The 21,181-nt window shown below is 47.3% G+C and carries 19 protein-coding genes and 1 other annotated feature; all 19 genes read right to left on the bottom strand.

What is annotated here, in order from left to right; translation table 11 throughout:
* Positions 1-87: 87 nt before the first annotated feature.
* The 19 genes from pyrP to ACH97_RS16850 all read right to left on the bottom strand — a co-directional run bounded on the left by pyrP (position 88) and on the right by ACH97_RS16850 (position 21,015).
* Positions 88-1,392, bottom strand: a complete 1,305-nt coding sequence (gene pyrP, locus ACH97_RS16940) for a uracil permease PyrP (protein WP_020451325.1) — start codon at positions 1,390-1,392, stop codon at positions 88-90.
* A 193-nt stretch (positions 1,393-1,585) separates the two neighbouring features.
* Positions 1,586-2,134 (bottom strand): bifunctional pyr operon transcriptional regulator/uracil phosphoribosyltransferase PyrR, encoded by a 549-nt coding sequence (pyrR, locus tag ACH97_RS16935; protein ID WP_020451324.1) that lies wholly within the window; start codon positions 2,132-2,134, stop codon positions 1,586-1,588.
* 176 nt (positions 2,135-2,310) lie between these two features.
* A complete protein-coding gene (locus ACH97_RS16930; protein WP_020451323.1) occupies positions 2,311-3,225 on the bottom strand; it encodes an RluA family pseudouridine synthase in 915 nt (304 codons plus the stop codon).
* Between the two features lies 1 nt (position 3,226).
* Positions 3,227-3,766: a signal peptidase II gene (lspA, locus tag ACH97_RS16925; protein WP_020451322.1), complete on the bottom strand. Its 540-nt coding sequence runs from the start codon at positions 3,764-3,766 to the stop codon at positions 3,227-3,229.
* Positions 3,767-3,810: 44 nt separating this feature from the next.
* Complete coding sequence (locus ACH97_RS16920) at positions 3,811-4,176, bottom strand: TraR/DksA family transcriptional regulator (RefSeq protein WP_023857244.1); 366 nt, start codon at positions 4,174-4,176, stop codon at positions 3,811-3,813.
* A gap of 223 nt (positions 4,177-4,399) precedes the next feature.
* Entirely contained in the window at positions 4,400-7,168 is a 2,769-nt protein-coding gene (ileS, locus tag ACH97_RS16915) for an isoleucine--tRNA ligase (RefSeq protein WP_048350284.1), read from the bottom strand.
* Positions 7,169-7,219: 51 nt separating this feature from the next.
* Positions 7,220-7,449 (bottom strand) — a binding site (T-box leader).
* A 62-nt stretch (positions 7,450-7,511) separates the two neighbouring features.
* Positions 7,512-8,006, bottom strand: coding sequence for a DivIVA domain-containing protein (locus ACH97_RS16910; RefSeq protein ID WP_020451319.1), 495 nt, complete (start codon positions 8,004-8,006; stop codon positions 7,512-7,514).
* A 96-nt stretch (positions 8,007-8,102) separates the two neighbouring features.
* Positions 8,103-8,879: a YlmH family RNA-binding protein gene (locus tag ACH97_RS16905; RefSeq protein ID WP_020451318.1), complete on the bottom strand. Its 777-nt coding sequence runs from the start codon at positions 8,877-8,879 to the stop codon at positions 8,103-8,105.
* A 134-nt stretch (positions 8,880-9,013) separates the two neighbouring features.
* Positions 9,014-9,280 (bottom strand): YggT family protein, encoded by a 267-nt coding sequence (locus ACH97_RS16900; protein WP_025811370.1) that lies wholly within the window; start codon positions 9,278-9,280, stop codon positions 9,014-9,016.
* A 10-nt stretch (positions 9,281-9,290) separates the two neighbouring features.
* A complete protein-coding gene (gene sepF / locus ACH97_RS16895; RefSeq protein ID WP_003181594.1) occupies positions 9,291-9,743 on the bottom strand; it encodes a cell division protein SepF in 453 nt (150 codons plus the stop codon).
* Positions 9,740-10,435, bottom strand: coding sequence for a YggS family pyridoxal phosphate-dependent enzyme (locus ACH97_RS16890; protein ID WP_020451316.1), 696 nt, complete (start codon positions 10,433-10,435; stop codon positions 9,740-9,742). Before ACH97_RS16890 ends, sepF begins: the two co-directional genes overlap by 4 nt.
* Positions 10,436-10,442: 7 nt before the next feature.
* Positions 10,443-11,282 (bottom strand): peptidoglycan editing factor PgeF, encoded by an 840-nt coding sequence (pgeF, locus tag ACH97_RS16885; protein ID WP_020451315.1) that lies wholly within the window; start codon positions 11,280-11,282, stop codon positions 10,443-10,445.
* A gap of 222 nt (positions 11,283-11,504) precedes the next feature.
* Positions 11,505-11,738 (bottom strand): YlmC/YmxH family sporulation protein, encoded by a 234-nt coding sequence (locus ACH97_RS16880; protein ID WP_011197962.1) that lies wholly within the window; start codon positions 11,736-11,738, stop codon positions 11,505-11,507.
* 83 nt (positions 11,739-11,821) lie between these two features.
* Complete coding sequence (locus tag ACH97_RS16875; RefSeq protein ID WP_020451314.1) at positions 11,822-12,709, bottom strand: putative RNA methyltransferase; 888 nt, start codon at positions 12,707-12,709, stop codon at positions 11,822-11,824.
* Positions 12,710-12,973: 264 nt separating this feature from the next.
* Positions 12,974-13,771, bottom strand: a complete 798-nt coding sequence (locus tag ACH97_RS16870) for an ABC transporter ATP-binding protein (RefSeq protein ID WP_020451313.1) — start codon at positions 13,769-13,771, stop codon at positions 12,974-12,976.
* A 133-nt stretch (positions 13,772-13,904) separates the two neighbouring features.
* Positions 13,905-14,684 (bottom strand): RNA polymerase sporulation sigma factor SigG, encoded by a 780-nt coding sequence (gene sigG, locus ACH97_RS16865; protein WP_003181576.1) that lies wholly within the window; start codon positions 14,682-14,684, stop codon positions 13,905-13,907.
* A 139-nt stretch (positions 14,685-14,823) separates the two neighbouring features.
* Complete coding sequence (gene sigE / locus ACH97_RS16860; protein ID WP_003181573.1) at positions 14,824-15,543, bottom strand: RNA polymerase sporulation sigma factor SigE; 720 nt, start codon at positions 15,541-15,543, stop codon at positions 14,824-14,826.
* Between the two features lie 59 nt (positions 15,544-15,602).
* Positions 15,603-16,532, bottom strand: coding sequence for a sigma-E processing peptidase SpoIIGA (spoIIGA, locus tag ACH97_RS16855; protein ID WP_020451312.1), 930 nt, complete (start codon positions 16,530-16,532; stop codon positions 15,603-15,605).
* Positions 16,533-16,716: 184 nt separating this feature from the next.
* Positions 16,717-21,015, bottom strand: a complete 4,299-nt coding sequence (locus ACH97_RS16850; protein WP_048350610.1) for a S8 family peptidase — start codon at positions 21,013-21,015, stop codon at positions 16,717-16,719.
* Positions 21,016-21,181 lie beyond the last annotated feature (166 nt).

The following is a 21,181-nucleotide window of genomic DNA, read 5'->3' as shown; positions in this document are numbered from 1 at the left end:
GGGGTACAGTGAACCAGAGAATGCGCTTTTTTGCACTTCTCTCTCCGTAACCCTTTCAAGCCTCTCTGGACTTCATTTAAAAGGTTTTTAAATATGCTCTTCTATTTCAATCCCGTCCTGATCTCCCTTTGATTCAGGCAGGACAAGGTTTAAAATCACTCCGACGATCGCTGCAAGCGCCATGCTTGACAGCTCGAACCCTGAGATTTTGATAAATGCGCCGCCCACTCCGATGACGAGAATGACGGATGAGATGATCAGGTTTCGCTTATTTTCCAAGTCAATTTTGTTATCAATCAGCATGCGCAGTCCGCTTGATGCGATGATACCGAACAGCAGGAAGGAAACGCCTCCCATGACTGCAGAAGGGACAGAGCTGATCAGGGCCGAAATTTTGCCGATAAACCCGAAGCACAGTGCAATAACAGCCGCTCCGCCGATGACAAATACGCTGAATACTCTTGTGATGGCGAGTACGCCGATGTTTTCTCCGTAGGTCGTTGTCGGCGGTCCGCCGATGCATGATGCCAGCATCGTTGCGACACTGTCGCCGAAAATCGAGCGGTGAAGCCCGGGCTTCTTAATGAAATCCTGACCGACGACTTTGCTTAATACCATTTGGTGGCCGATATGTTCTGACATTGTCACGAAAGCAACGGGCACCATGGCGATTCCAATTCCGACAGCCGCCGCGCTCGGCGTATAGTCGACAAACGGAATGACGAAATCTGGAACAGCAAACCATTTGGCGTCAAGGACCATCTGGAAGTCGACGATGCCTTGGGTCAGGGCGAACAAGTATCCGCCGATAATTCCGATCAAGACAGGAATCAGGCTGAAAAATCCTCTTAAGAAAATCGCGCAGATTATGGTGAGCGCGAGTGTGAATCCTGCAACGCCAAAATGTTTGGCGCTGTAGACGAGCACTTTTGCTCCCGAATCTTCATACATGGCCATATTGACAGCCGTGCTTGCCAGCCCGAGTCCGATGACGATAATGACCGGACCGACGACAACAGGCGGCAGGAGCCTCATCAGCCAGTCCGTTCCCAGCTGCTGGATGAGCAGGGCGATCAGCCCGTAGGCGATGCCTGCCATAAATGCGCCGATCATGGCCGCCCCAGGGCCTCCGGCGGCTTTTGCTGCGATAATCGGGGCAATAAATGCAAAGGATGAACCTAAGTAAGCCGGGATCTGTCCTTTTGTAATCAAGAGATATGCAAGCGTTCCTAGCCCGCTCGTTATAAGGGCCACGCCTGGGCTTAAGCCTACAAGCTTTGGCACGAGGATCGTCGCTCCGAACATGGCAAACAGATGCTGCAGGCTGAAAGTTATCCAATTCAAAGGTTTTGGTACTTCTCTGACACCAAGGTTCACTTTTTTCTGACTCATATTTTTTCCTCCTGATGGTTGACTCACTGTCTTTGATGTCTTTATATCCTGAAAAGATTGTGCCCATTAAAAAAGCCTCTTTGCTTAAATTGCGCAAAGAGGCAGACAAAGATCCGCCGCATGGTGAGGCGGCATCTTTCGTTCTATCCCTCTTTGCAAACTCACTGGAATGCATTTAAAAAAGGATTGTCATTCACTTTTTATAAATCGCCGCAAGGTCGCGTCCGTCAACTTCTTCCAATTGAACCATGACCTTTTCGGTTTTCGATGTCGGGATGTTTTTCCCGATATAGTCGGCTCTGATCGGCAGCTCTCTGTGGCCGCGGTCGACAAGCACCGCGAGCTGGATGGATGAAGGCCGCCCGACATCGACGAGCGCATCCATGGCCGCTCTGACTGTCCGTCCCGTGTAAAGCACATCATCGACGACGATCACCTTTTGATCGGTGATGTCCGCCGGAATGTCCGCTCCTTTGACAAGCGGCTCTTCATTAGACGTTTTTTTGGAGAGATCATCCCTGTAAAGGGTAATGTCGAGCTCTCCTACGGTGACTTTGTTTCCTTCGATTTGCTCAATCCGTTCGGCAAGCCGTTTGGCCAGATAGATGCCTCTCGTTTTGATTCCGACAAGGATACAGTTGTTCATTCCTTTGTTTCGTTCAATCATTTCGTGGGCGATTCTTGTCAGCGCCCTTCTGATCGCCTGTTCGTCAAGCACAACAGCCTTTTCTTGTTCCTGCATGGCCAGCACCCCGCATCTTTTAAAGGATAAAACAAAAACCCCTTCTGCATAAAGGCAGAGAGGGGTCTTGAAACGAATTCATTGATTCGCTTGTCCGGTATCCTTCTCAGCCTCTCTGGACTGTGTTAAAGAATCTGATTTAACTGCATTTATTATTTCAAAAAAGAAAACGTCTGTCAACGTTTATTTCGAATTTTGTCGAGGAGATTTTTCATGTCATCAGGCAGAGGCGCCTCAAATTCAACATATTCTCCGGTACGCGGATGGTCAAATCCCAATACGCCCGCATGCAGCACCTGGCCGTTGAAATCGACCGTCTTTTTCGGGCCGTATTTCGGATCTCCCGCCAGAGGAAAACCGATATATTTCATATGCACGCGAATTTGATGGGTTCGCCCCGTTTCAAGCTGGCATTCAACAACAGTGAAATCGTCGAACCGTTCGATCACTTCAAAATGAGTGACGGCATGCTTTCCATTTTCCCTTGTGACCGTCATACTCTGCCTGTCTTTTTTATCCCTGCCGATCGGCGCGTCGATCGTCCCGTGGTCATGCGGGATGACGCCGTGGACAAGCGCGGTGTATTTTCTCGTCACCGTTTTGTTGACAAGCTGATTCACGAGCGATTCATGCGCCATGTCGTTTTTGGCAACCATCAACAGACCTGAAGTGTCCTTATCAATCCGGTGGACGATGCCCGGCCTCATCACGCCGTTGATGCCTGACAGATCGTCACAATGCGCCATCAAACCGTTGACAAGCGTCCCCGTCAGATGGCCGGGAGCCGGATGAACCACCATTCCGCGCGGCTTGTTGACGACAAGAACGTCCTGATCCTCATAATAAATATCAAGATCCATCGGTTCAGCCATGACATCAAGCGGTTCCGGTTCTGGAACATGGACTGACACCGCATCCCCATCCTGAACTTTATAATTGGCTTTGACCGCATTTCCGTTAACCAGCACGCGGTCTTCTTTAATCCACTGCTGCACCTGAGTCCGCGACCAATCCGCTTCAACTGCGGTCAAGTACTTGTCAATCCGTTCACCTTTATGTTCTTCATGAACGGTCATATCATAATGCTCCATGTTACAGCTCCTTCTTCTTCTTTCCGTCTAACAGCATTTGTATAAATAAGAGCAGGACACCGACGCATAAAGATGAATCGGCAATGTTGAAAATCGGATAATGATAATTGACGATCGTCACGTGTATAAAATCGACAACTTCTTGCCTGAACACGCGGTCGATAAAATTGCCGACAGCACCGCCAAGCATCAATCCGAGAGCGGTTCCGAGCAGGATTTGTCCTTTGGCATGTTTTTGAATGTAGTAAACAATGCCGATGATAACCGCCGTGGTAATGATGTAAAAAAACCACATCTGTCCGGCCAAAATGCCCCATGCTGCGCCTGTATTTCTGTGCGACGTAATTTGAAAGAAACCGTCGATGACGAGAATGCTTTCACCGTACTCCATTTTGCTGACGACCAGCCATTTTGTAAATTGATCGATACCGATAATGAGCACTGCAATTATGTAATAAGGCACAAACCGTTCCTCCAGTTTCTGTTTCTCTTCATTTAAGCATTTTAACAAGAAAAAGAAAAGGAGTAAAGGAATATTCATTGACATCCTGCAAGAGGGCAAAAGCCCTCCCCTCTTGCAGAATGTTATGAGTAGAGCGCCCGGTTGAACGTCTCATCCGTCTCAGCCCAAATAGGAAGCGTCTTTTTTTCAAACTGGGCATGATATAAAAAATCGTTCGCGGTGCGCGCCGTCGGCAGAATAGCCATTTTTTCCAGCGGAATTGCCTGATTCGTTTCTTCGCAAATGCCGTATGTTCCGTTTTCGATTTTTGAAAGGGCCAAAAGCACGTCCTGAAGCTCTTCTTTGACATGATACATAAGTGTAACCTGCTGATACGAATTGATGCCTTGAGAATCCTGCTGAAAAAAGGAGTATTCAAAAAGCCTTGCTTCCAGTTCTTCCTTCATTTGAAGAAGTTCGGTATGAATTGCCGCCAGCTGATCGTTCACGCCTACATCAACTCCTGCTCTTATCGTTTGTGACCTTAGTGTTACCGACAAAGCCGGTATCCAAGCCCAAAAGATTTTTCCTGACGTACAAAACGATGTCAGCAATGGCATCCTTTCTCCGGACTTTCCCAGGATGTGCGTTCAGACAGGACGCCTGGGCAGGCCTGATAAGGTTTGGCGGCATATTAAAAGCGGTTCGGAAAAACTCCGAACCGCTTCGTGGTTAATTTTGATAATACGTCTTCACAATTCCGGCACAGCGAGGGCAAAGCTCCGGATGATCGGCATCCTGGCCGATTTCTTTGGAAACCATGCGACACCGCTCACAAGTTTCGCCTTCTGCCTGAGCAACGACGATTTTTCCTGTGTCAAACGTCTGCGCACCTTCAGGCGCTTCGGCTTCCGTTCCGCCGATGAGAAGCTCTGACACGATGAACAGCTGTTTGACGTCTTCCTTGATCGAAGAAAGCAGCGCTTTTGCTTCTTCATTTGGATACAGCGTCAAGCTCGCAACCGAAGATTTTCCGATGATCTTTTCATTACGCGCTGTTTCAAGCGCTTTAAGAACATCGCCGCGAAGCTTCATGAAGCTGTCGAACTTCTCTTCCGTCTCTTTTGCATTTGGAATGTCTCTTGTTTCCGGCATATCGGTAAGCTGCACGCTTTTTTCCGATACGAATGTGAAGTGGCTCCACATTTCGTCAGCAGTATGCGGCAGGATCGGCGCGATCAGCTTGACAAGCCCGAGCAACGTTTCGTAAAAAACGGTCTGCATGCTGCGGCGGTCTTTATGATCGGCGTGTTCAATATAAACGACGTCTTTGGCAAAATCCATATAGAATGAGCTGAGCTCGATCGCGCAGAAGTTGTGGACAGCATGGTAAATGACCGCAAAATCATATTCTTCATATGCTTTTTTGACTTTTTCAATAAGGCTGTTCAGCTTGATCAAAATGTACTGATCGACTTCGCGAAGTTCTTCCACAGCGATTGCATCTTTCGCCGGGTCAAAATCAGCAATGTTGCCGTGAAGAAAACGGAACGTGTTGCGGATCTTCCGGTACACTTCTGCGACTTGCTTTAAGATCGCGTCAGATACGCGGACATCTGCTTGATAGTCGACAGATGCGACCCACAGTCTTAAAATATCGGCCCCGAACTGATTCATGATTTTTGCCGGAACAACGACATTGCCGAGTGATTTGCTCATCTTGCGGCCTTCTCCGTCAAGGGCAAAACCGTGTGACAGCACGCCTTTATATGGTGCTTTACCCGTTACGGCAACGGCTGTCGAAATCGATGAGTTAAACCAGCCGCGGTATTGGTCAGATCCTTCCAGATACAAGTCCGCAGGTCTTACAAGATCATCGCGCTCTTCCAGTACGGCCTGATGTGACGAACCTGAATCAAACCAGACATCCATGATGTCCTGTTCCTTTGTGAACTTGCCGTTCGGACTTCCCGGATGCGTAAAGCCTTCCGGAAGCAGTTCATTCGCTTCTTTTTCAAACCAAATGTTCGAACCGTGCTCCCTGAATAGTTCAGAAACGTGGTCGATCGTTTCATCCGTGATGATCGGCTCCCCATTTTCGGCATAAAATACCGGAATCGGCACGCCCCATGCGCGCTGTCTTGAGATACACCAGTCACCGCGGTCGCGGATCATATTGTAGAGGCGCGTTTCGCCCCATTCAGGCACCCATTTTGTTTCTTTCACCGCGTCAAGAAGCTCGTCTCTAAAGTCTTTGATAGAAGCGAACCATTGGGAGGTCGCGCGGAAAATGGTCGGTTTTTTCGTTCTCCAGTCGTGCGGATAGGAGTGGGTGATGAAATCGAGCTTCAGCAAAGCGCCTTTTTCTTCGAGCTGTTCTGTAATCGGTTTGTTGGCCTGATCGTAAAACAGTCCTTCAAAACCAGGGGCTTCGCTCGTCATATGTCCTTTTTCATCAACCGGGCAAAGCACGTCAAGTCCGTATTTCTGACCGATGATAAAGTCGTCTTCACCGTGTCCCGGAGCAGTATGAACACAGCCTGTACCGGCATCTGTAGTTACGTGTTCACCGAGCATAACAAGAGAATCTCTGCTGTATAAAGGATGAACCGCGACGATATGTTCCAGGTCTTTTCCTTTAACAGTTTGAACGACTTCATGATCTTCAAAGCCGATCGCTTTTGCCACGCTTTCAATCAATGCGCTTGCCATCACATAGCGCGCGCCTCCGGCAGCAACGACGCTGTACTCCAATTCAGGGTGTACGGCGATGCCGAGATTGGCCGGGATCGTCCACGGCGTTGTCGTCCAAATGACGATTTTTTCGCCGTTTGTTAATACACCTTTTCCATCTTTCACATCGAATGCAACATAGATAGACGGCGAGCGTTTATCATGGTATTCGATTTCAGCTTCAGCCAGAGCGGATTCGCTTGAAGGGGACCAGTAAACCGGCTTCTTCCCTTTGTAAATATAGCCTTTTTTCGCCATTTCGCCGAATACTTTAATTTGCTGCGCTTCAAACTCCGGCTTAAGGGTCACGTATGGGTTTTCCCAATCTCCTCTGACACCGAGGCGCTTAAATTGCGTTTTTTGTCCTTCGATTTGCTGCCATGCGTATTCTTCGCAAAGCTTGCGGAATTCGGCTACCGTCATTTCTTTGCGCTTCACTTTTTTGTTTTTCGTGAGCGCTGTTTCAATCGGCAGGCCGTGTGTATCCCAGCCCGGAACATACGGTGCATGATAGCCGCTCATCGATCTCGAACGGACGATGAAGTCCTTCAGTACTTTGTTGAGCGCATGGCCCATATGAATATCGCCGTTCGCATACGGAGGTCCGTCATGAAGCACGAACATCGGCCGGCCTTCGGTTCGTTTCTGAACGAGGCTGTAAATGTCCATATCTTCCCATTTCCCCTGGATTTCAGGTTCACGGTTCGGCAGGTTTCCTCTCATCGGAAAATCTGTTTTCGGCATTAAGAGCGTATCTTTATAATCCATTACCATTCCTCCAAAACATCTTTTCTAAAACAAAAAAAGCCTTTTCATCCCATAAGGGACGAGAAGGCTTTGATCTCGCGGTACCACCCTTTTAGACAAGCCGATTCGGCTTATCCGCTCAAACATCGTAACGTGATGGGACGTCCTTTCCTACTGGACGGTTCAGAAAGGAAACTTGAGGGCTGATTCACAACGATTCCAACAATCCCGGGCTTACACCGCCCCCGGGTCGCTTTCATTGTTTTCAGAAATCAATGTCTGTCCCTCTCAAACGTTTTTCACTCAATTTATGAACGTATTATATGCGAACGGATGACGATATGTCAAGAACGCAAATGAAATTCTATTCTTTTTCATCCATGACGGCGTCTACTTCGTATTCAAGCAAATGATCCCAGTCGTCGTTTTTCAACAGGTCAAGCTGCGCTTCGATCAGCATTTGGAAACGGGTTCTGAACACTTTTGACTGCTTTTTCAGCTCTTCGATTTCCATCGCGATCTTTCTCGATTTTGAAAGAGATTCATTAATGATCCGGTCAGCGTTTTTCTCAGCTTCACGAATGATGAGCTTCGCTTCTTTCTCGGAATTGCGCTTTACGTCTTCTGCTGCTTCCTGTGCGACAAGGATCGATTTATTCAACGTCTCTTCGATCGTCGAAAAATGGCCGAGACGCTCGTCAAGCTCGTTCACCTTTGATTCAAGCTCATTTTTTTTGCGCAGAATGATCTCATAATCCTTTCTCACCTGGGCCAGGAACTCGTTCACTTCATCTTCGTCATAGCCGCGGAACGCTTTTGTAAATGTTTTATTATGAATGTCATTTGGCGTCAAAGGCATGCTGCCCACCTCCATTATTTTTCTTTATGTACACTTGTCCTAGTCAACATTATAAAGCAAAATTCGACCGGGCGGAGAAAAAACTGTTAAAACGCGTCATTTTTGTTTTTCAAACGTCAATCTCCATTTGCCCTTCTTCGTTTTGCCGTCAATGTTTTTCATCCTGAACCGGCCAAACCCCCGGATCGAAATCATATCCCCTTCCGCCAGTTCATATGAAGGGTCTTCAATGACTTTCCAGTTCACTTTCACGAGGCCATTTTTCACGAGAACCTGTGCTTTTTGCCGGGATTGCCTGCTCATTGCCGAGCAAATCGCATCAAGCCTCAAAGATGAAACCGTATCATCCCTTATTTCGACATCCTGCTCCGGTACTTTAAGCTTAGAAAGCGGAATTTTTTCAAGGGAAACTTTCACCTTGCCGATTTGTGTCAGCTGGGTGAAAACAAAATCAGCGACTTCTTCCGAACAGATAAACTGCCATGTCCCGTCCGAAAAGATCAGGTCGCCGAACTTTTGGCGCCTCAATCCGATGCCCATCAATGAGCCGAGAAGCTCGCGATGCTCGATGGAGGCGAATTTTTGCGGATAGATGACTTCCCAGCCCTGAAGCTGAAAATCTTCGGCAGACGGCTCGGCATATTCAGGGAATAGTAAAGCCCTCTTTCGTTCGGCCTCAGGGAAGCCCCCGAAAAATTCAAGCCTCACTTCGTCCGACTGACCGATGACAGATTGCAGGATCACCTGTTCCCGCGGGTCCAAAAAATCGGTCAGCTTCATCCGGTACTGTTCCGCCACGATTCTTTTCCACTCAAGAGCCTGGTCGATAAACGGCTCTTCGTCTTTTCTGAAATGCTGGTAAATATCGCTCATTGTCTTTCCTTTCTATGTAAAGAGGCCTGGCCTACAGCCAAGCCCGATACTCGGCCCGCAAAGATTGAAGGCACGCTCCTGAACCACGGCGCCGCTGCCTGCGGTAAGTCTTACGGGAGATCGGCATAATGTCTTTAAAAAGCGCCGAGCATTCTGAAAACCGCAAGAAGCCCTGCATCTGCGAACCGCAGGATGAAAATCGCCACGAGCGGAGAAATATCAATCATCCCGAGCGGAGGAATAATCCTTCTGAACGGTTCGAGATAAGGCTCGCAAAGTGAAGCAAGCACCCGGCCGAATGAAGACTCCCTTGCATTAGGCACCCAAGACATAAAAATGTAAATAATGAGCGCAAACGAATAGACGGTTATAAGCGTGCTTAAAATTTGATAAAGTAGGATCATCTGCGATTTACCACCTCTGATGTTCTTCTTCTATGAGCTCGGAAATCGTGCCGGAGACATCGACGTTTTCAGGCGTGCATAAAAAGATGTCCGCTCCGATCCGCTGAATATCGCCGCCGAGAGCATATACAGTTCCGCTCAAGAAATCAACGATTCTTTTCGCCTGATCGTGCTGAATGCGCTGCAGGTTCACGACGACGGCGCGCCGGTTTTTGATATGGTCTGCGATTTCCTGGGCTTCCGCGTACACCCGAGGCTCACTTAACACTACTTTAGAAGATTTCTGAACGCTTTGCAAACTTACGACATTCTGCTTCCCAGCCGCTTTAGACTGGTAGGCGGTTCTGTCTTTCGATTCATGCTCTTCAGGGATTTCCTCCCTGTCTGTTTCAATGTACTCGTATTCGTATTCCTCATCATCCAAGGAAAAAAAGTTTTTAAATTTGTTTTTCAAACTCATGATTGTCCACCTCCAGTTTCATTTCCGACTAAGGAAGATCCGATTCTGACGAATGTCGCGCCTTCCTCGACTGCGATCGTATAGTCGTTAGACATCCCCATCGAAAGCTCGCTGCACGGGGCGTTCCATTGACCGAGCCCGCGAACCTCGTCGCGCAGCTCTCTCAGCAAGCGAAAACAGCTTCTGATTGCCGTCTCGTCATCCGTAAAAGGAGCCATCGTCATTAATCCCGCAATCCGGATGTTTTCATATGCAGACAGTTTTTTTACAAAAGAAAGAACCTCTTCTTTTGCCATACCGTGTTTTGAAGATTCAAGAGATGTGTTGACCTGAACAAAACAGTCAATCGGTTTTTTTGCCCTCTTCTGAATCTCGTCGGCCAATGAAAGCCTGTCTAAAGAATGGATATATGAGACATGATCGATGATTGCTTTTACCTTTCTCGTCTGCAGGGTTCCGATAAAATGCCATACCGGTTCGCTGTCTTTCAGAGCGTCGAGCTTGTGAAGCAGTCCGGTATCGCGGTTTTCTCCCAAATGTCTGATTCCTGCATCAAGCGCTGCCTGCGCCCGTTCCGGGGAAACATATTTCGTGACAGCGATGACGGATATTTCGTCGGGCGTTCTTCCCGCTTTGATACACGCTTCGTTGATCCTGTCATTTATATGTCGTAAATTGCTTTTCACATCCACCTGTAAGCTATACCTCCTTTAATCCGATGAAGGACATCATCCGTCCGGTTTTTCCCCGGTCTCTCCGATGGGAGAAAAACAGTGAATGCTCGCAGCTCGTACAAAGGGAACTCACCTTGATCTGGCCGTTTGGAATTCCGGCGTGTACAAGCAGCTGCCTGTTCACTTCTTTTAATTCGAGACGGTACTCCCCTTCTTTTATCGTCAAAAAGGCTTTGTCTTCTTGCTGAAGAGGAAGATTCCTGATTTTGTCTATTACATGATCGTCGACAGTGTAGCAGCACGAGCCGATCGCAGGCCCGATCACGGCGTGGATGTCTGCGGGATTTGATCCTTCCCGGCTGACCCACGTGTCAACCATGCTGGCTGCGATCCCGAGCGCGGTGCCTTTCCAGCCCGCGTGAGCGATTCCGGCCAGCGAGCGGACCGGATCGTAAAAATAAACAGGAACGCAGTCGGCAAAGCAAAGCGCCAAAAACAGGTTTGGCCTGTCTGTATAAAGTCCGTCCGTAGCCTTCAGCGCCGTATCGTATCGGAAAGCGCCGCTGGCGCGATCGCTATCCGTCACTTTTTGAATCCGGTCTTCATGCGTCTGATCGGCAAATACCCAGTCGTGCAGATCGGTTTTTAAGTTGTCGGCAATCTGTTTTCTGTTATTGATGACATGCTGTTCATGATCCTGAACGTGCAGCCCTGTATTCAGTGAGTGAAAAGGCGGTTCGCTTTCTCCGCCGTTTTTTGTCGTAAATCCGGCTGTGACGGCTCCGCCGGTTTCCGCCGTCTGATTCCATTCCTCAATCAAAAGCATTGACGGAGCATCAAGACGAAAGGGGTTATATGTATTCATGGTGATCAGCCTTTCGACAAACATCGTAGTCTTTCATCATATCGCTCCTATTTTAACACATCTTGATGCATTCGTTTAGTTTCGTTTCAAAAAACTAAACGAAATGTATTGTTTGCAACATTTATCGCCGTTTTTGCAGACGGTCTCACCGTATACAATAATGTTGAAAAAGCAGGCGGATAAGGGCCCGCCGATTGATCAGGCATCATCTCATATGCTTGATCAGCTTAAACGCACAAGAATCACATCTTCTCCAATTTTAACAATATTTCGCCACGGAATGACGATTTCCTCTTCTTTTCCGAAAAATCCGAAAACTTTCCCCGTTCCTCCGATGACAATCGCCTGTATTTTGCCTGTCGTTACATTAATATCGATATCGCCGATGCTGCCGAGCTTTTTCCCGTTTGATACGTTAACGACATCTTTTATCTGGAAATCAGAAATGTTCATCATGTCCACCGCACGCCTCCTCTGATCAAATGTCCTTTTAGATTATATGAAAGGCAGTCCTTTATTTAGACTGCCTTTTCAGTGGTTTATTTCGTTTTTTTCCTGCCGGCTAAAATGTCGAGATGGACGGTCGTAACAGCGGATTCTTTCTTTAAAAAGGCATTGATCCGCTCCTTTTCTGCGCGCCATGATAATGGCGTCATCTTGATGAGCGGCGCGAGAAGGCTTTGGTCTAAACGTTTGCTGTAGGCGATCTCCGTTCTGTCGATCAGATCGAAATGAGACGAGAACCGCTCAGCCGCATCCTCGCTCGTATAGGCTTGTTTGTCCAAGCCGTCATACAAAAATCCCCGCAGTTCTTTCAGATAGCCGCTTTTCGGAATCACTTTCAAAACGATGCCGTCATCCGATAACAGCCGCTCGAATTCCGCGTAATTAGAAGGCGACAATATATTGAGGATCGCGTCGAATGAACGATTCCGAAACGGCGCGGCAGCCAGATCGGCGACACACCAGATCGCCTCTCTTTCTTGCTTAGTCGCAGACACAATCCCGGCTTTCGCCAAATCAAGCCCGACGCCAAGGACAGGCGATCCGGAACGCATTTGAAGCTTTTCAACGATCCGCGCCAAATGCGAACCTTCCCCGCAGCCGGCATCGAGGATGCTGACAAAGTTGCAAAACGGGAGGCCTGCTTGTTCGAGACGATCTGTCAAAGCGCCGCTAAGCGGTTCAAAAAAGCCGCGGGCGGCTAACATTCTTCTCGCTTCAAATAATTCTTTATCATATTTAACAGAAGGAGCATGCGTTGTGACATTGACATATCCCCCTCTTGCGATATCAAACGTATGTCCGTTTTTACAGATCAGGCTTTTTAAATCGGTGACCGCCATATTCGTTGCGCATATCGGGCACTGAAACATCGTTTCATGCCTTTTCATGAGCGATGCTCTTTTTAATTTTTTATTCATCATTGTTACACCTCATTCATTCACATTTAGATCAATGAAAAAGGCATAGACAAATAAACCCGCACCTTCGGCATTTTTTAAAGACGAAGGTGTGGATGGTTTAAGCGTTTGTCTATACCTTTCATTATCTGTAGCGAATGAATTGAATGATCATAATGATGAACCCCTCTTTAACATGACGTTCTCTATTATCTTACCAGCTTTTTTAAGAGGATGAAAGCTGAAAAAGAGCCTCCAAACAAGGAGGCTGCCAAAGAACCAGCCGTTTTAAATGCTGAGGTTTAGAGGCTTTTTCTTGGACAAATACGGTCTGCCGTCCGTCCATACCGCCTGGACGGGCATATCGAAAAATTCGGACAAAACCTCGCCGGACATCATCTCTCTTGTCTTCCCCAAGGCAAACACTTCACCTTTTTTCAGCAGCAGCGTTTGGCTGAAAGCGGGGAGAATTTCTTCCGCATGGTGAGTAACATAAAGCATGGACGGTGCACTGTCTTTTTTGGCAATTTGTTCAACCGTCTCCAGCACCTGCTCCCTCGCGATGAAATCAAGACCGGTTACAGGCTCGTCGAGAATGAGCAGCTCTGGATCGGCCATCAAGGCCCTTGAGATCAGCACCTTTTGTTTTTCTCCCTGAGAGAGCGTTTCATATCTCCTGTCCGCATAACGGATGGAGCCGAATTCCTCCAGGAGGGCGATCGCTTTCTCCCTGACAGACTGTGAAGGCGATTCATAAAGGCCGATCGAAGCGAAAGCGCCGCTTAAGACAATTTCAAATGCACTGTCTTCAGGATACAGCTTCTGCTGCAGGGCCGCTGACACAAGGCCGATTTTTTGGCGAAGCTTTTCGTTCAGCTCCGTTTTTCCAAATTCGCGCCCTAACACGGTGACTTTTCCTGTTGTCGGAAAATAATAAGCGCACAGCATGTTCAACAGAGCGGTTTTGCCGGCCCCGTTCAATCCGTATAACGCCCAGTGCTCCCCCTTTTCCACCGTCCAATCAATATCCTTTAATATCCACTCTCCGTTTCGTTTTAGTGAAGCATTCTCAAGCTGCAAAACCATTTGAAGTCCTCCTTTTATGTAAATATTCTGATAAATTAAAATATAATTCTTTTATTATAGCTTATTTATATAACAAAGTGAATGAGAGATTTTCCATTTTTAGCATGTGAAAAGCCGCAGATTGACTGCGGCTTTAGTGAATGTTCTTATTCATTTGTTTAATGGCGGCTTTTTCCAGCCTTGACACCTGGGCTTGGGAGATTCCGATCTCATCAGCGACTTCCATTTGCGTCTTGCCTTGGAAGAAGCGTTTTCTGAGGATCATTTTTTCCCGTTCATTCAGCCGTCTCATACCTTCTTTTAAGGCGAGCTCTTCGATCCATTGCGAATCCTTGTTGCGCTCATCGCTGATTTGATCCATGACATAAATCGGATCTCCTCCGTCATTGTAAATCGGCTCAAACAAAGATACGGGATCTTGAATAGCGTCAAGCGCAAAAACGATTTCTTCATGGGACACTTCAAGCTCTTTCGCGATCTCCTGAGCCGTCGGCTCCCTGCTTGTCTCACTGATCAGCCGTTCTCTCACTTGCAGCGCCTTGTACGCGATATCCCTGAGTGACCGTGAGACGCGGATCGGGTTGTTATCGCGCAAATATCTGCGGATTTCTCCGATGATCATTGGTACAGCATATGTTGAAAACTTAACATTGTGGCTCAGATCAAAATTATCAATTGATTTCATTAGTCCGATGCAGCCGACTTGGAATAAGTCATCAACATACTCTCCTCTGTTGTTAAACCTTTGAATGACGCTTAAGACAAGGCGCAAATTACCGTTAACAAGCTTTTCTCTTGCTGTCGTGTCTCCTTCATCCTGCATTTGCTTGAACAACTTTCTCATCTCTTCGTTCTTCAGTACGGGCAGTTTTGATGTATCAACCCCGCAGATTTCAACTTTATTTCTCGACACTTTTTTCCCTCCCTACAGGAGCTGCTGTACAAAGTTCAGTATCTCCTCGGGTGGGAAAAATATGCATCGTTAATTTCCAAAAATAAGAAGATCAAGTCGAAAACCCTTGGCTGTCAACACTTCAAATTTCATAAAAAAATTAAACCATTTTGTTGAATTCTTTTCGCAGCCTTTTAATAATTCTTTTTTCAAGCCGGGAAATATATGACTGGGAGATGCCGAGCATATCGGCAACGTCTTTTTGCGTTTTTTCTTCTCCTCCGACAAGCCCGAAGCGGAGCTCCATGATCTGTTTTTCTCTGTCATTGAGCTGTTCAAGCGCTTTTTTCAGCAGCTTCTTATCAACGTTTGCTTCGATATCTTTTGTAATAATATCGTTTTCTGTTCCGAGCACATCTGAGAGAAGAAGTTCATTTCCGTCCCAATCGATGTTCAACGGTTCATCGAATGATACCTCTGAGCGAATTTTATTGTTTCTTCTTAAATACATCAAAATTTCATTTTCAATACATCTGGAAGCATATGTAGCCAGTTTGATTTTTTTCTCGGGATTAAAGGTATTCACCGCTTTGATAAGGCCGATCGTGCCGATGGAGATTAAATCCTCGATATTGATGCCGGTATTTTCAAATTTTCTCGCGATGTAGACGACCAGCCTGAGATTTCGTTCAATCAAAATCGCCCGTGCCGCCTGATCACCGTCAGGCAGCTTATGGAGAAGCACCTGCTCTTCATCTTTTGACAATGGCGGGGGCAGCGCTTCGCTTCCGCCGATATAATAAATTTCGTCGCTTTTCAGCCCCAGTTTCATTAAAAGTTTGTACCACAGATAGGTTAACCTTAATTTTAGTTTTTTCATCTTCCTCCCCCTTCTAAATAAACGTCTTCAGGAGTATGATAATGTAACAGACTTCGAGTTTAAGAAACGTGTTTGACCGGGTTTCCGGCGAGCATTTTCGGATGGACGATGGCGTCAAATTCGCCGTCCGCGGAAAGCGGTGAGGTGCTTATTCCAATCAGGCATTTCGGCGCTTCAATCACCTCCCTTTCCGAAAAAATGAGCACATGATCCGGCTTTAGGCAGAGCAGAAACTGATGCTGATGGCCGACCCCGCGGTAGGGAATCAGGCGGATCCGCCCGATATACGGGAGTGTTTCATCAAGTTTGCCGACGGCATCAAGCGGGCTCATTTCCTTGATGATCACACTCGCTTCTTCTCCCAATACACTTTTCAATTTTTCAATATTGACGATCATGACGGGCGTTTTTGTGATCGGGTCGTAGAGTTGGTTTCCGGAGTCAATCAATCCGGTGAAATGAAGCGTATGTTCATCAATGCCGGTCTCTAGGCGGACGCGTTCTTCATATTGAATTTTCTTCGCTTCAGCATCTTCAAAACGCTTTTTTGAAAACAGCCATACAGCCGGAAAACCTGCACCGACAAACAGCCAGCTGACCGGGTCTCCAAAACCGGACCAATTCGTCATAAAGACGCCGTTTTCCATGATCGAATCCGTTTCAAGTAAAGAATGCGCTCCAATAATCCCTCCTCCCATTAAAAAAGTAGCAAAATAAAAAGAAAACAAATTTTGCAAAAAAAACCGGAACCGCTTAAAACCAAATGTCAAAAGAACGATCACAACCGAAAACGACAGTTTGCCTGCAGGATGAAGGACGTACGGCGAAAAAGGTGTAAACATAAACAGAACGATGCTTGACGCGACAAACGCCCCTAAGATCAGCCTCCGCTTTTTAACCCTTCGCTTTAAAATAAATGCGGTCATCATTAAAAGCAGCAAGTCAAAACAAAAGTTTAACAGCCATATCGCATCTAAATAGATTTCCACATCCTTCCCCTTTCTTTGGACTCGGTGACCATATTGTTTGTTTTCCTAAGTATAAATCAAGCCCAAAGGTAAAGTCTGTCAATTAATGTTGCGCAAATCGTACATTTTTTGAAGTTTTCGTACTGAATTTGTCGATCATAAAACGAAAAAAAACGCTGCCATTAAAGACAGCGTCTTTTCACCTTTATTTCAGCTTTTCATTGATGTACAGTTTGCCTTTTGCCGTTTGTCTCGTTTCATTGCCGTAATCATCCCGGACGATGACCTCGATTTCCGCTCCTTTTGCTTTTGCGGTTGAAGTCGCGGTCCAATATCCTTCATACTTGCCTTTTGAGACTTCTCTGATCGGCAGCTCTGTTACGTTTTGGGCAGCCGTTTTGAAATTGGTAAGTGGCATTCTGATCACAAAGACAGCATCCAAATCAGCGGCGCTTTCAAACTCGATTTTCACGGTTTCTCCCGTTTTGAGCTCGAGGTCTTCAGCCGGTTTCAAGCCGGTGATTTGCGGCGCTTCAAAGTTGACATCCACCGTGACTTTTTTGGTCGTTTTGTTGCCTGCCGCATCCGCTGCCGTTACTTTGATTTCATTTTGGCCGTTGTCAAGCATAATCCTTGCAGAATACTCGCCATTGTCAACAGCCGCTTTTTTGCCGTTTACATGAACAGATTCTAAGTGGTCGTCTGATACTGTTCCTTTCACAGTGACAGTCTCTTTATTGAGTTTTGATCCGCTTTTCGGCGTGTCAATCGTAAGCTTCGGCTTTTTCTGGTCAAGGACGATCCGGACCGGGTCTGAAGCATCCGTCGTTCCGGAAGCCGATGACGATTTGGCGGTGATCACATTTTCACCTTTATTCAGCGGAATCTCTTTTGAGAAAGTGCCGTCTCCCGCCGTTTTCGCCGTTCCGGCTTCTTCATCTCCGTTAAAGAGCTGAACGGTCGTGTTCGGAGACGATGTCCCTTCGATGACAGCATTCTTTTTGTTGGTAATGAATCCGTCTTTAGGCGACGTAATCACAGGCATCGCCAATTCATAGTCGACCAAAGCGCGGATCATGAAGTTGCCTTGGTCTGATGGCGCTTTCGACCATGAGCCGTCCGTATACTGCCAGTTGCGGCCTGAATATTCCCCGTCTTCATCTGTAGCAAGTCCAGGTGAGTTGGCCAGGTCCTCTGTCTGGACGTACACGAGGTAAAAGTCTTTTCCGACGAGGATGCCTTCATCGCCCAAATCAACGGTCGTCCATTCACCTGTGCGGAGCGCTTCAGCTTTGAACGGGCCGGCGAGTTTTTTGCCCGGAGAGCCTTTTTCACCCGACGCATCGTAGACCTCGACTGCAAAATCAGTGCCGCCCGGATCCGGGAATTCTGTATCCCAGAATTTGAACAAGCCGCCTTTCAGCATAGCTTTTTCCTGCCCGTTTTCGAGCGTCATTTTGACGGCCAGCCCGTTGCCGGATTCATAGAAAGCCCAGGCGTTTTCCCCGGTTCCGTCATCATAGCCGATTTCCCCAGGATAGCCGATGAAAGGATCGAGCTCGATATCTTTCGAGACATCTCCTTTTAAATCAACGGAAAACTCGCTGCTGTAATATCCGTTTGCAGAGACCTTTACCATATACGAGCCTTCATAGGCCGTTAATGAATAACTTCCGTCGCCGTCCGTCTGAACCGGTTTTACGGATGCATCTTCAACGATATACAGCTTTGCATGTCGGACGGGTTCGCCCGTTTTTTTGTTTTTTATCGTTCCGGTGAGCGTCCCTTTCTTCAGTTCCTTTAAGACAAAGTCTGCCGTCGTCGTCTTGTCGGCCTCGATTTTTACGGTTTGCGCATTTGATTCATATCCGTACGCTTCCGCTTTCAGCGTATACGTTCCAGGTGCATGAGCCAAACTGTATGCGCCTGTTGCTTGGTTGGAATATGTCGATTTGCCCGTCTCCAGCACGCTGACCTGAGCCCGCACCGGAAGAACTGCAGGAGCTGCTTTTTTCGTCTCAGAATGTTCTTGAACGGTTTCTGCCGGTTTTGCTTTTTTCGGATCAATCGTTTGTTTCTTCGTTTTCTTATCCTTCATTTTAGCCGGCTGTTTTTCAACGCCCAGTCGTTTTTTCGTGCCTGCGCTCTTCACTTCCTTCACAAGCGCTACATCATCGATATAAAGCCCGTCACCTTCAATGCTGTCGTCAGATTGTAGGTTGAACATGATCTTAATCGTCTGTCCCCCGTACTCCGACAAATCAATCTGTCCGTCTTTCCATTCTGACGTCCTGCCGCTGTACTCAGCAGCCGGGATCCATTCATCTTTCCCTTCAGGCTGTACGTAAACGAAACCGTAATCGAAGTCCTCTTCAATATCGTGCCAATATTTGTATGTGAGATAAAGTTTTTGATTTTTTGGAACGCTGACAGGAGGCATAAGAAGATTCATATTGGCCGAACTTTGATACGGCCCTGTCAGATTTGTTGCGAATACGTTTTTTCCCGATGCTGCGGCATTCGGGCCTGACTGAGGAATACCGCGCTCCCATGAATTCTTCACACCTGATGTGATCCAGCCGTTGGCAGCATTCTCGAAATCTTGTTTATACCCTGTGGTCACAGCCGGAGAAATCGGGATTTCGTACACTTTGGATTCCGTTTTGTTTCCTCCGAAATCGGTGACAATCCATTTGTAGGAAAGCGTTTTCCCTTCAGAAACGGATACGGCCGCCTCGTACGTTCCTTTTTTATAGTCGCCGGAAGTTTGTTTGGCAGCGATCGTCACCCAATCGGAATCATCGGTTTTATAGCTTAATTTGACCGATATGATGCTGACATCGTCTTCCACATCAACTGAAAGAGGCGTTTCTGAGCCTGAGTAAATTTCCTTGATCTCTTGATGGTTTAAGACCGGCGGATTTTTGTCTTCGCCTTCTTTTCCGACTTGCCCTTCCGCTTTGCCCAACCCTTCTGTGACGGCGGACACCGCGTCAAACACGTTCACGAGCCCGTGGCCGTATCCGTTGTTCGGCGATTCGGTAAATTTGCTGTCTGTGAGCGGTGTTGCGGTTTCCATCAAAATCTTTTCGATCCCATCAACGGTGATCGACGAATCGGCCTGCTTGATAAGTGCGGCCGCGGCTGCGACATGCGGTCCTGCCATTGAAGTGCCGTCCCAGCCGTCTTGATAGCCGCTTCCAGGGACAGAAGAGCGAATGTTGACCCCAGGTGCTGTTACTTCAGGCTTGGTCTCATCATACGGGGAAGGACCTTGAAGTGAAAAATCGGCTAAGCGATTATCGATGTCTGTCGCACCGGTCGCGAACGCTTCGGGGTAGTTTGCCGGATTGGCAATCGAAGCAGGTCCTCCCGGATTGGTGAAATCAGCGTTCCCCGCAGAGAACTCAGGGAAGATGCCGGCAGCTCGCCACGCTTTTACGATATCCCTGTAAAACTCATCAATCCCGGCTCCCCCTGACCACGAGTTATTGACAACATCCGGAGCCATTTCAGGGTGCGGGTTGCCATCTTTATCTTTCGGCGCCAAAATCCATTCACCCGCTGCAAGGAGGTCTTCGTCCGTTCCGCCGTCATCCGAAAAAGCTTTCACGGCAATCCACTTTGCACCCGGCGCCACACCGATTTGGTTTTGGCCGTCAGGCTCTGATCCGACCATCGTCCCGGTTACATGCGTGCCGTGCTCCAGGTCGTCAAAAGGTTCAGAAGCGCCAGAAACCGCATCATACCAGCTGAATTCGTGATCAGGCTGATCGGGATGCTGCGGGTCATATCCGCGGTATTTTTCTTTCAATGCCGGATGATCCCATTGCACGCCCGTATCAATTGACGCGACAACCGTGCCCGTTCCGTCATATCCCAATTTCCAGGCTTTTGGCGCGTCGACTCGATTGATATTCCATTCGATTTCTTTTTCATCCTTAGCTGCCGATTTTTTCACAGACTGTTTAGCCGGTTTGATCAGCTGCCTTTTTTCGTTCGGGAGCACTTTCTCTACTTCCGGAAAAGCCGCTACTTGTTCCATGACCTCTTTCGTCGCATGGACGGCCATCCCGTTGACAATATAATAGGAGCGGATTTTTTTTACTTTCCCTTGTTTTTCCTGCTTTTTCAAATAACGTTTCAAATCGCTTTGCGTCTCATCCGCTTTGACTCTTAAAGCGGAGACGACAGCCGAGCGCTTTTGATATTCTGTTTTAGCCGCGCTCAGCGACTTTTTCTTCGCATTCTTTTCCGCCTGCTTGGCCACCTTTGGAGTATCGACTTGATCTTTCAGTTTGATCAAGAATGTGACTTGATCTTCTTTTTTGAACTGTTTGACAAGAGATTTCGAAATTTTTCCCTTCCCTGCAACTGCTTGTTCTTTCATCGAAGTGAGCGCAGGCTTTGCCGCGGCATCTGAAACGGCGGGCATGAACAGCGAGCCGATTAACAAACCGCTTAAAATGGTGGAAAACGCCTTTTTTCTCAGCTTTCTTTTCAAATGAACATCCCCCTTTTTGATGAAATTGGCTGGACTTGTCCGTCCTCCTCTCCTTGTGGATGCCTTGTCTGACCTTGATGTAACTTAAATATAGTAAAAACTGGTTAATTTTTTTGTCGGTATTTGTCAAGATCATGTTTAAAATTAGATAAAAAAGGACAAAACC

This window comes from Bacillus paralicheniformis (genome assembly GCF_001042485.2).
Taxonomy (GTDB): Bacteria; Bacillota; Bacilli; order Bacillales; family Bacillaceae; genus Bacillus; species Bacillus paralicheniformis.
Note: the sequence above shows the minus strand (reverse complement) of the source record. Positions and strands in the feature narration are given on the sequence as shown.

Coding starts and splice junctions, on each gene's coding strand:
- pyrP (WP_020451325.1), bottom strand. CDS start 1,392: ATGAGTCAGAAAAAAGTGAACCTTGGTGTCAGAGAAGTACCAAAACCT.
- pyrR (WP_020451324.1), bottom strand. CDS start 2,134: ATGCAGGAACAAGAAAAGGCTGTTGTGCTTGACGAACAGGCGATCAGA.
- ACH97_RS16930 (WP_020451323.1), bottom strand. CDS start 3,225: ATGGAGCATTATGATATGACCGTTCATGAAGAACATAAAGGTGAACGG.
- lspA (WP_020451322.1), bottom strand. CDS start 3,766: ATGAATATTCCTTTACTCCTTTTCTTTTTCTTGTTAAAATGCTTAAAT.
- ileS (WP_048350284.1), bottom strand. CDS start 7,168: ATGGATTATAAAGATACGCTCTTAATGCCGAAAACAGATTTTCCGATG.
- ACH97_RS16910 (WP_020451319.1), bottom strand. CDS start 8,006: ATGCCTTTGACGCCAAATGACATTCATAATAAAACATTTACAAAAGCG.
- ACH97_RS16905 (WP_020451318.1), bottom strand. CDS start 8,879: ATGAGCGATATTTACCAGCATTTCAGAAAAGACGAAGAGCCGTTTATC.
- sepF (WP_003181594.1), bottom strand. CDS start 9,743: ATGAGTTTGAAAAACAAATTTAAAAACTTTTTTTCCTTGGATGATGAG.
- pgeF (WP_020451315.1), bottom strand. CDS start 11,282: ATGAATACATATAACCCCTTTCGTCTTGATGCTCCGTCAATGCTTTTG.
- ACH97_RS16880 (WP_011197962.1), bottom strand. CDS start 11,738: ATGATGAACATTTCTGATTTCCAGATAAAAGATGTCGTTAACGTATCA.
- ACH97_RS16875 (WP_020451314.1), bottom strand. CDS start 12,709: ATGATGAATAAAAAATTAAAAAGAGCATCGCTCATGAAAAGGCATGAA.
- ACH97_RS16870 (WP_020451313.1), bottom strand. CDS start 13,771: ATGGTTTTGCAGCTTGAGAATGCTTCACTAAAACGAAACGGAGAGTGG.
- sigE (WP_003181573.1), bottom strand. CDS start 15,543: ATGAAAAAACTAAAATTAAGGTTAACCTATCTGTGGTACAAACTTTTA.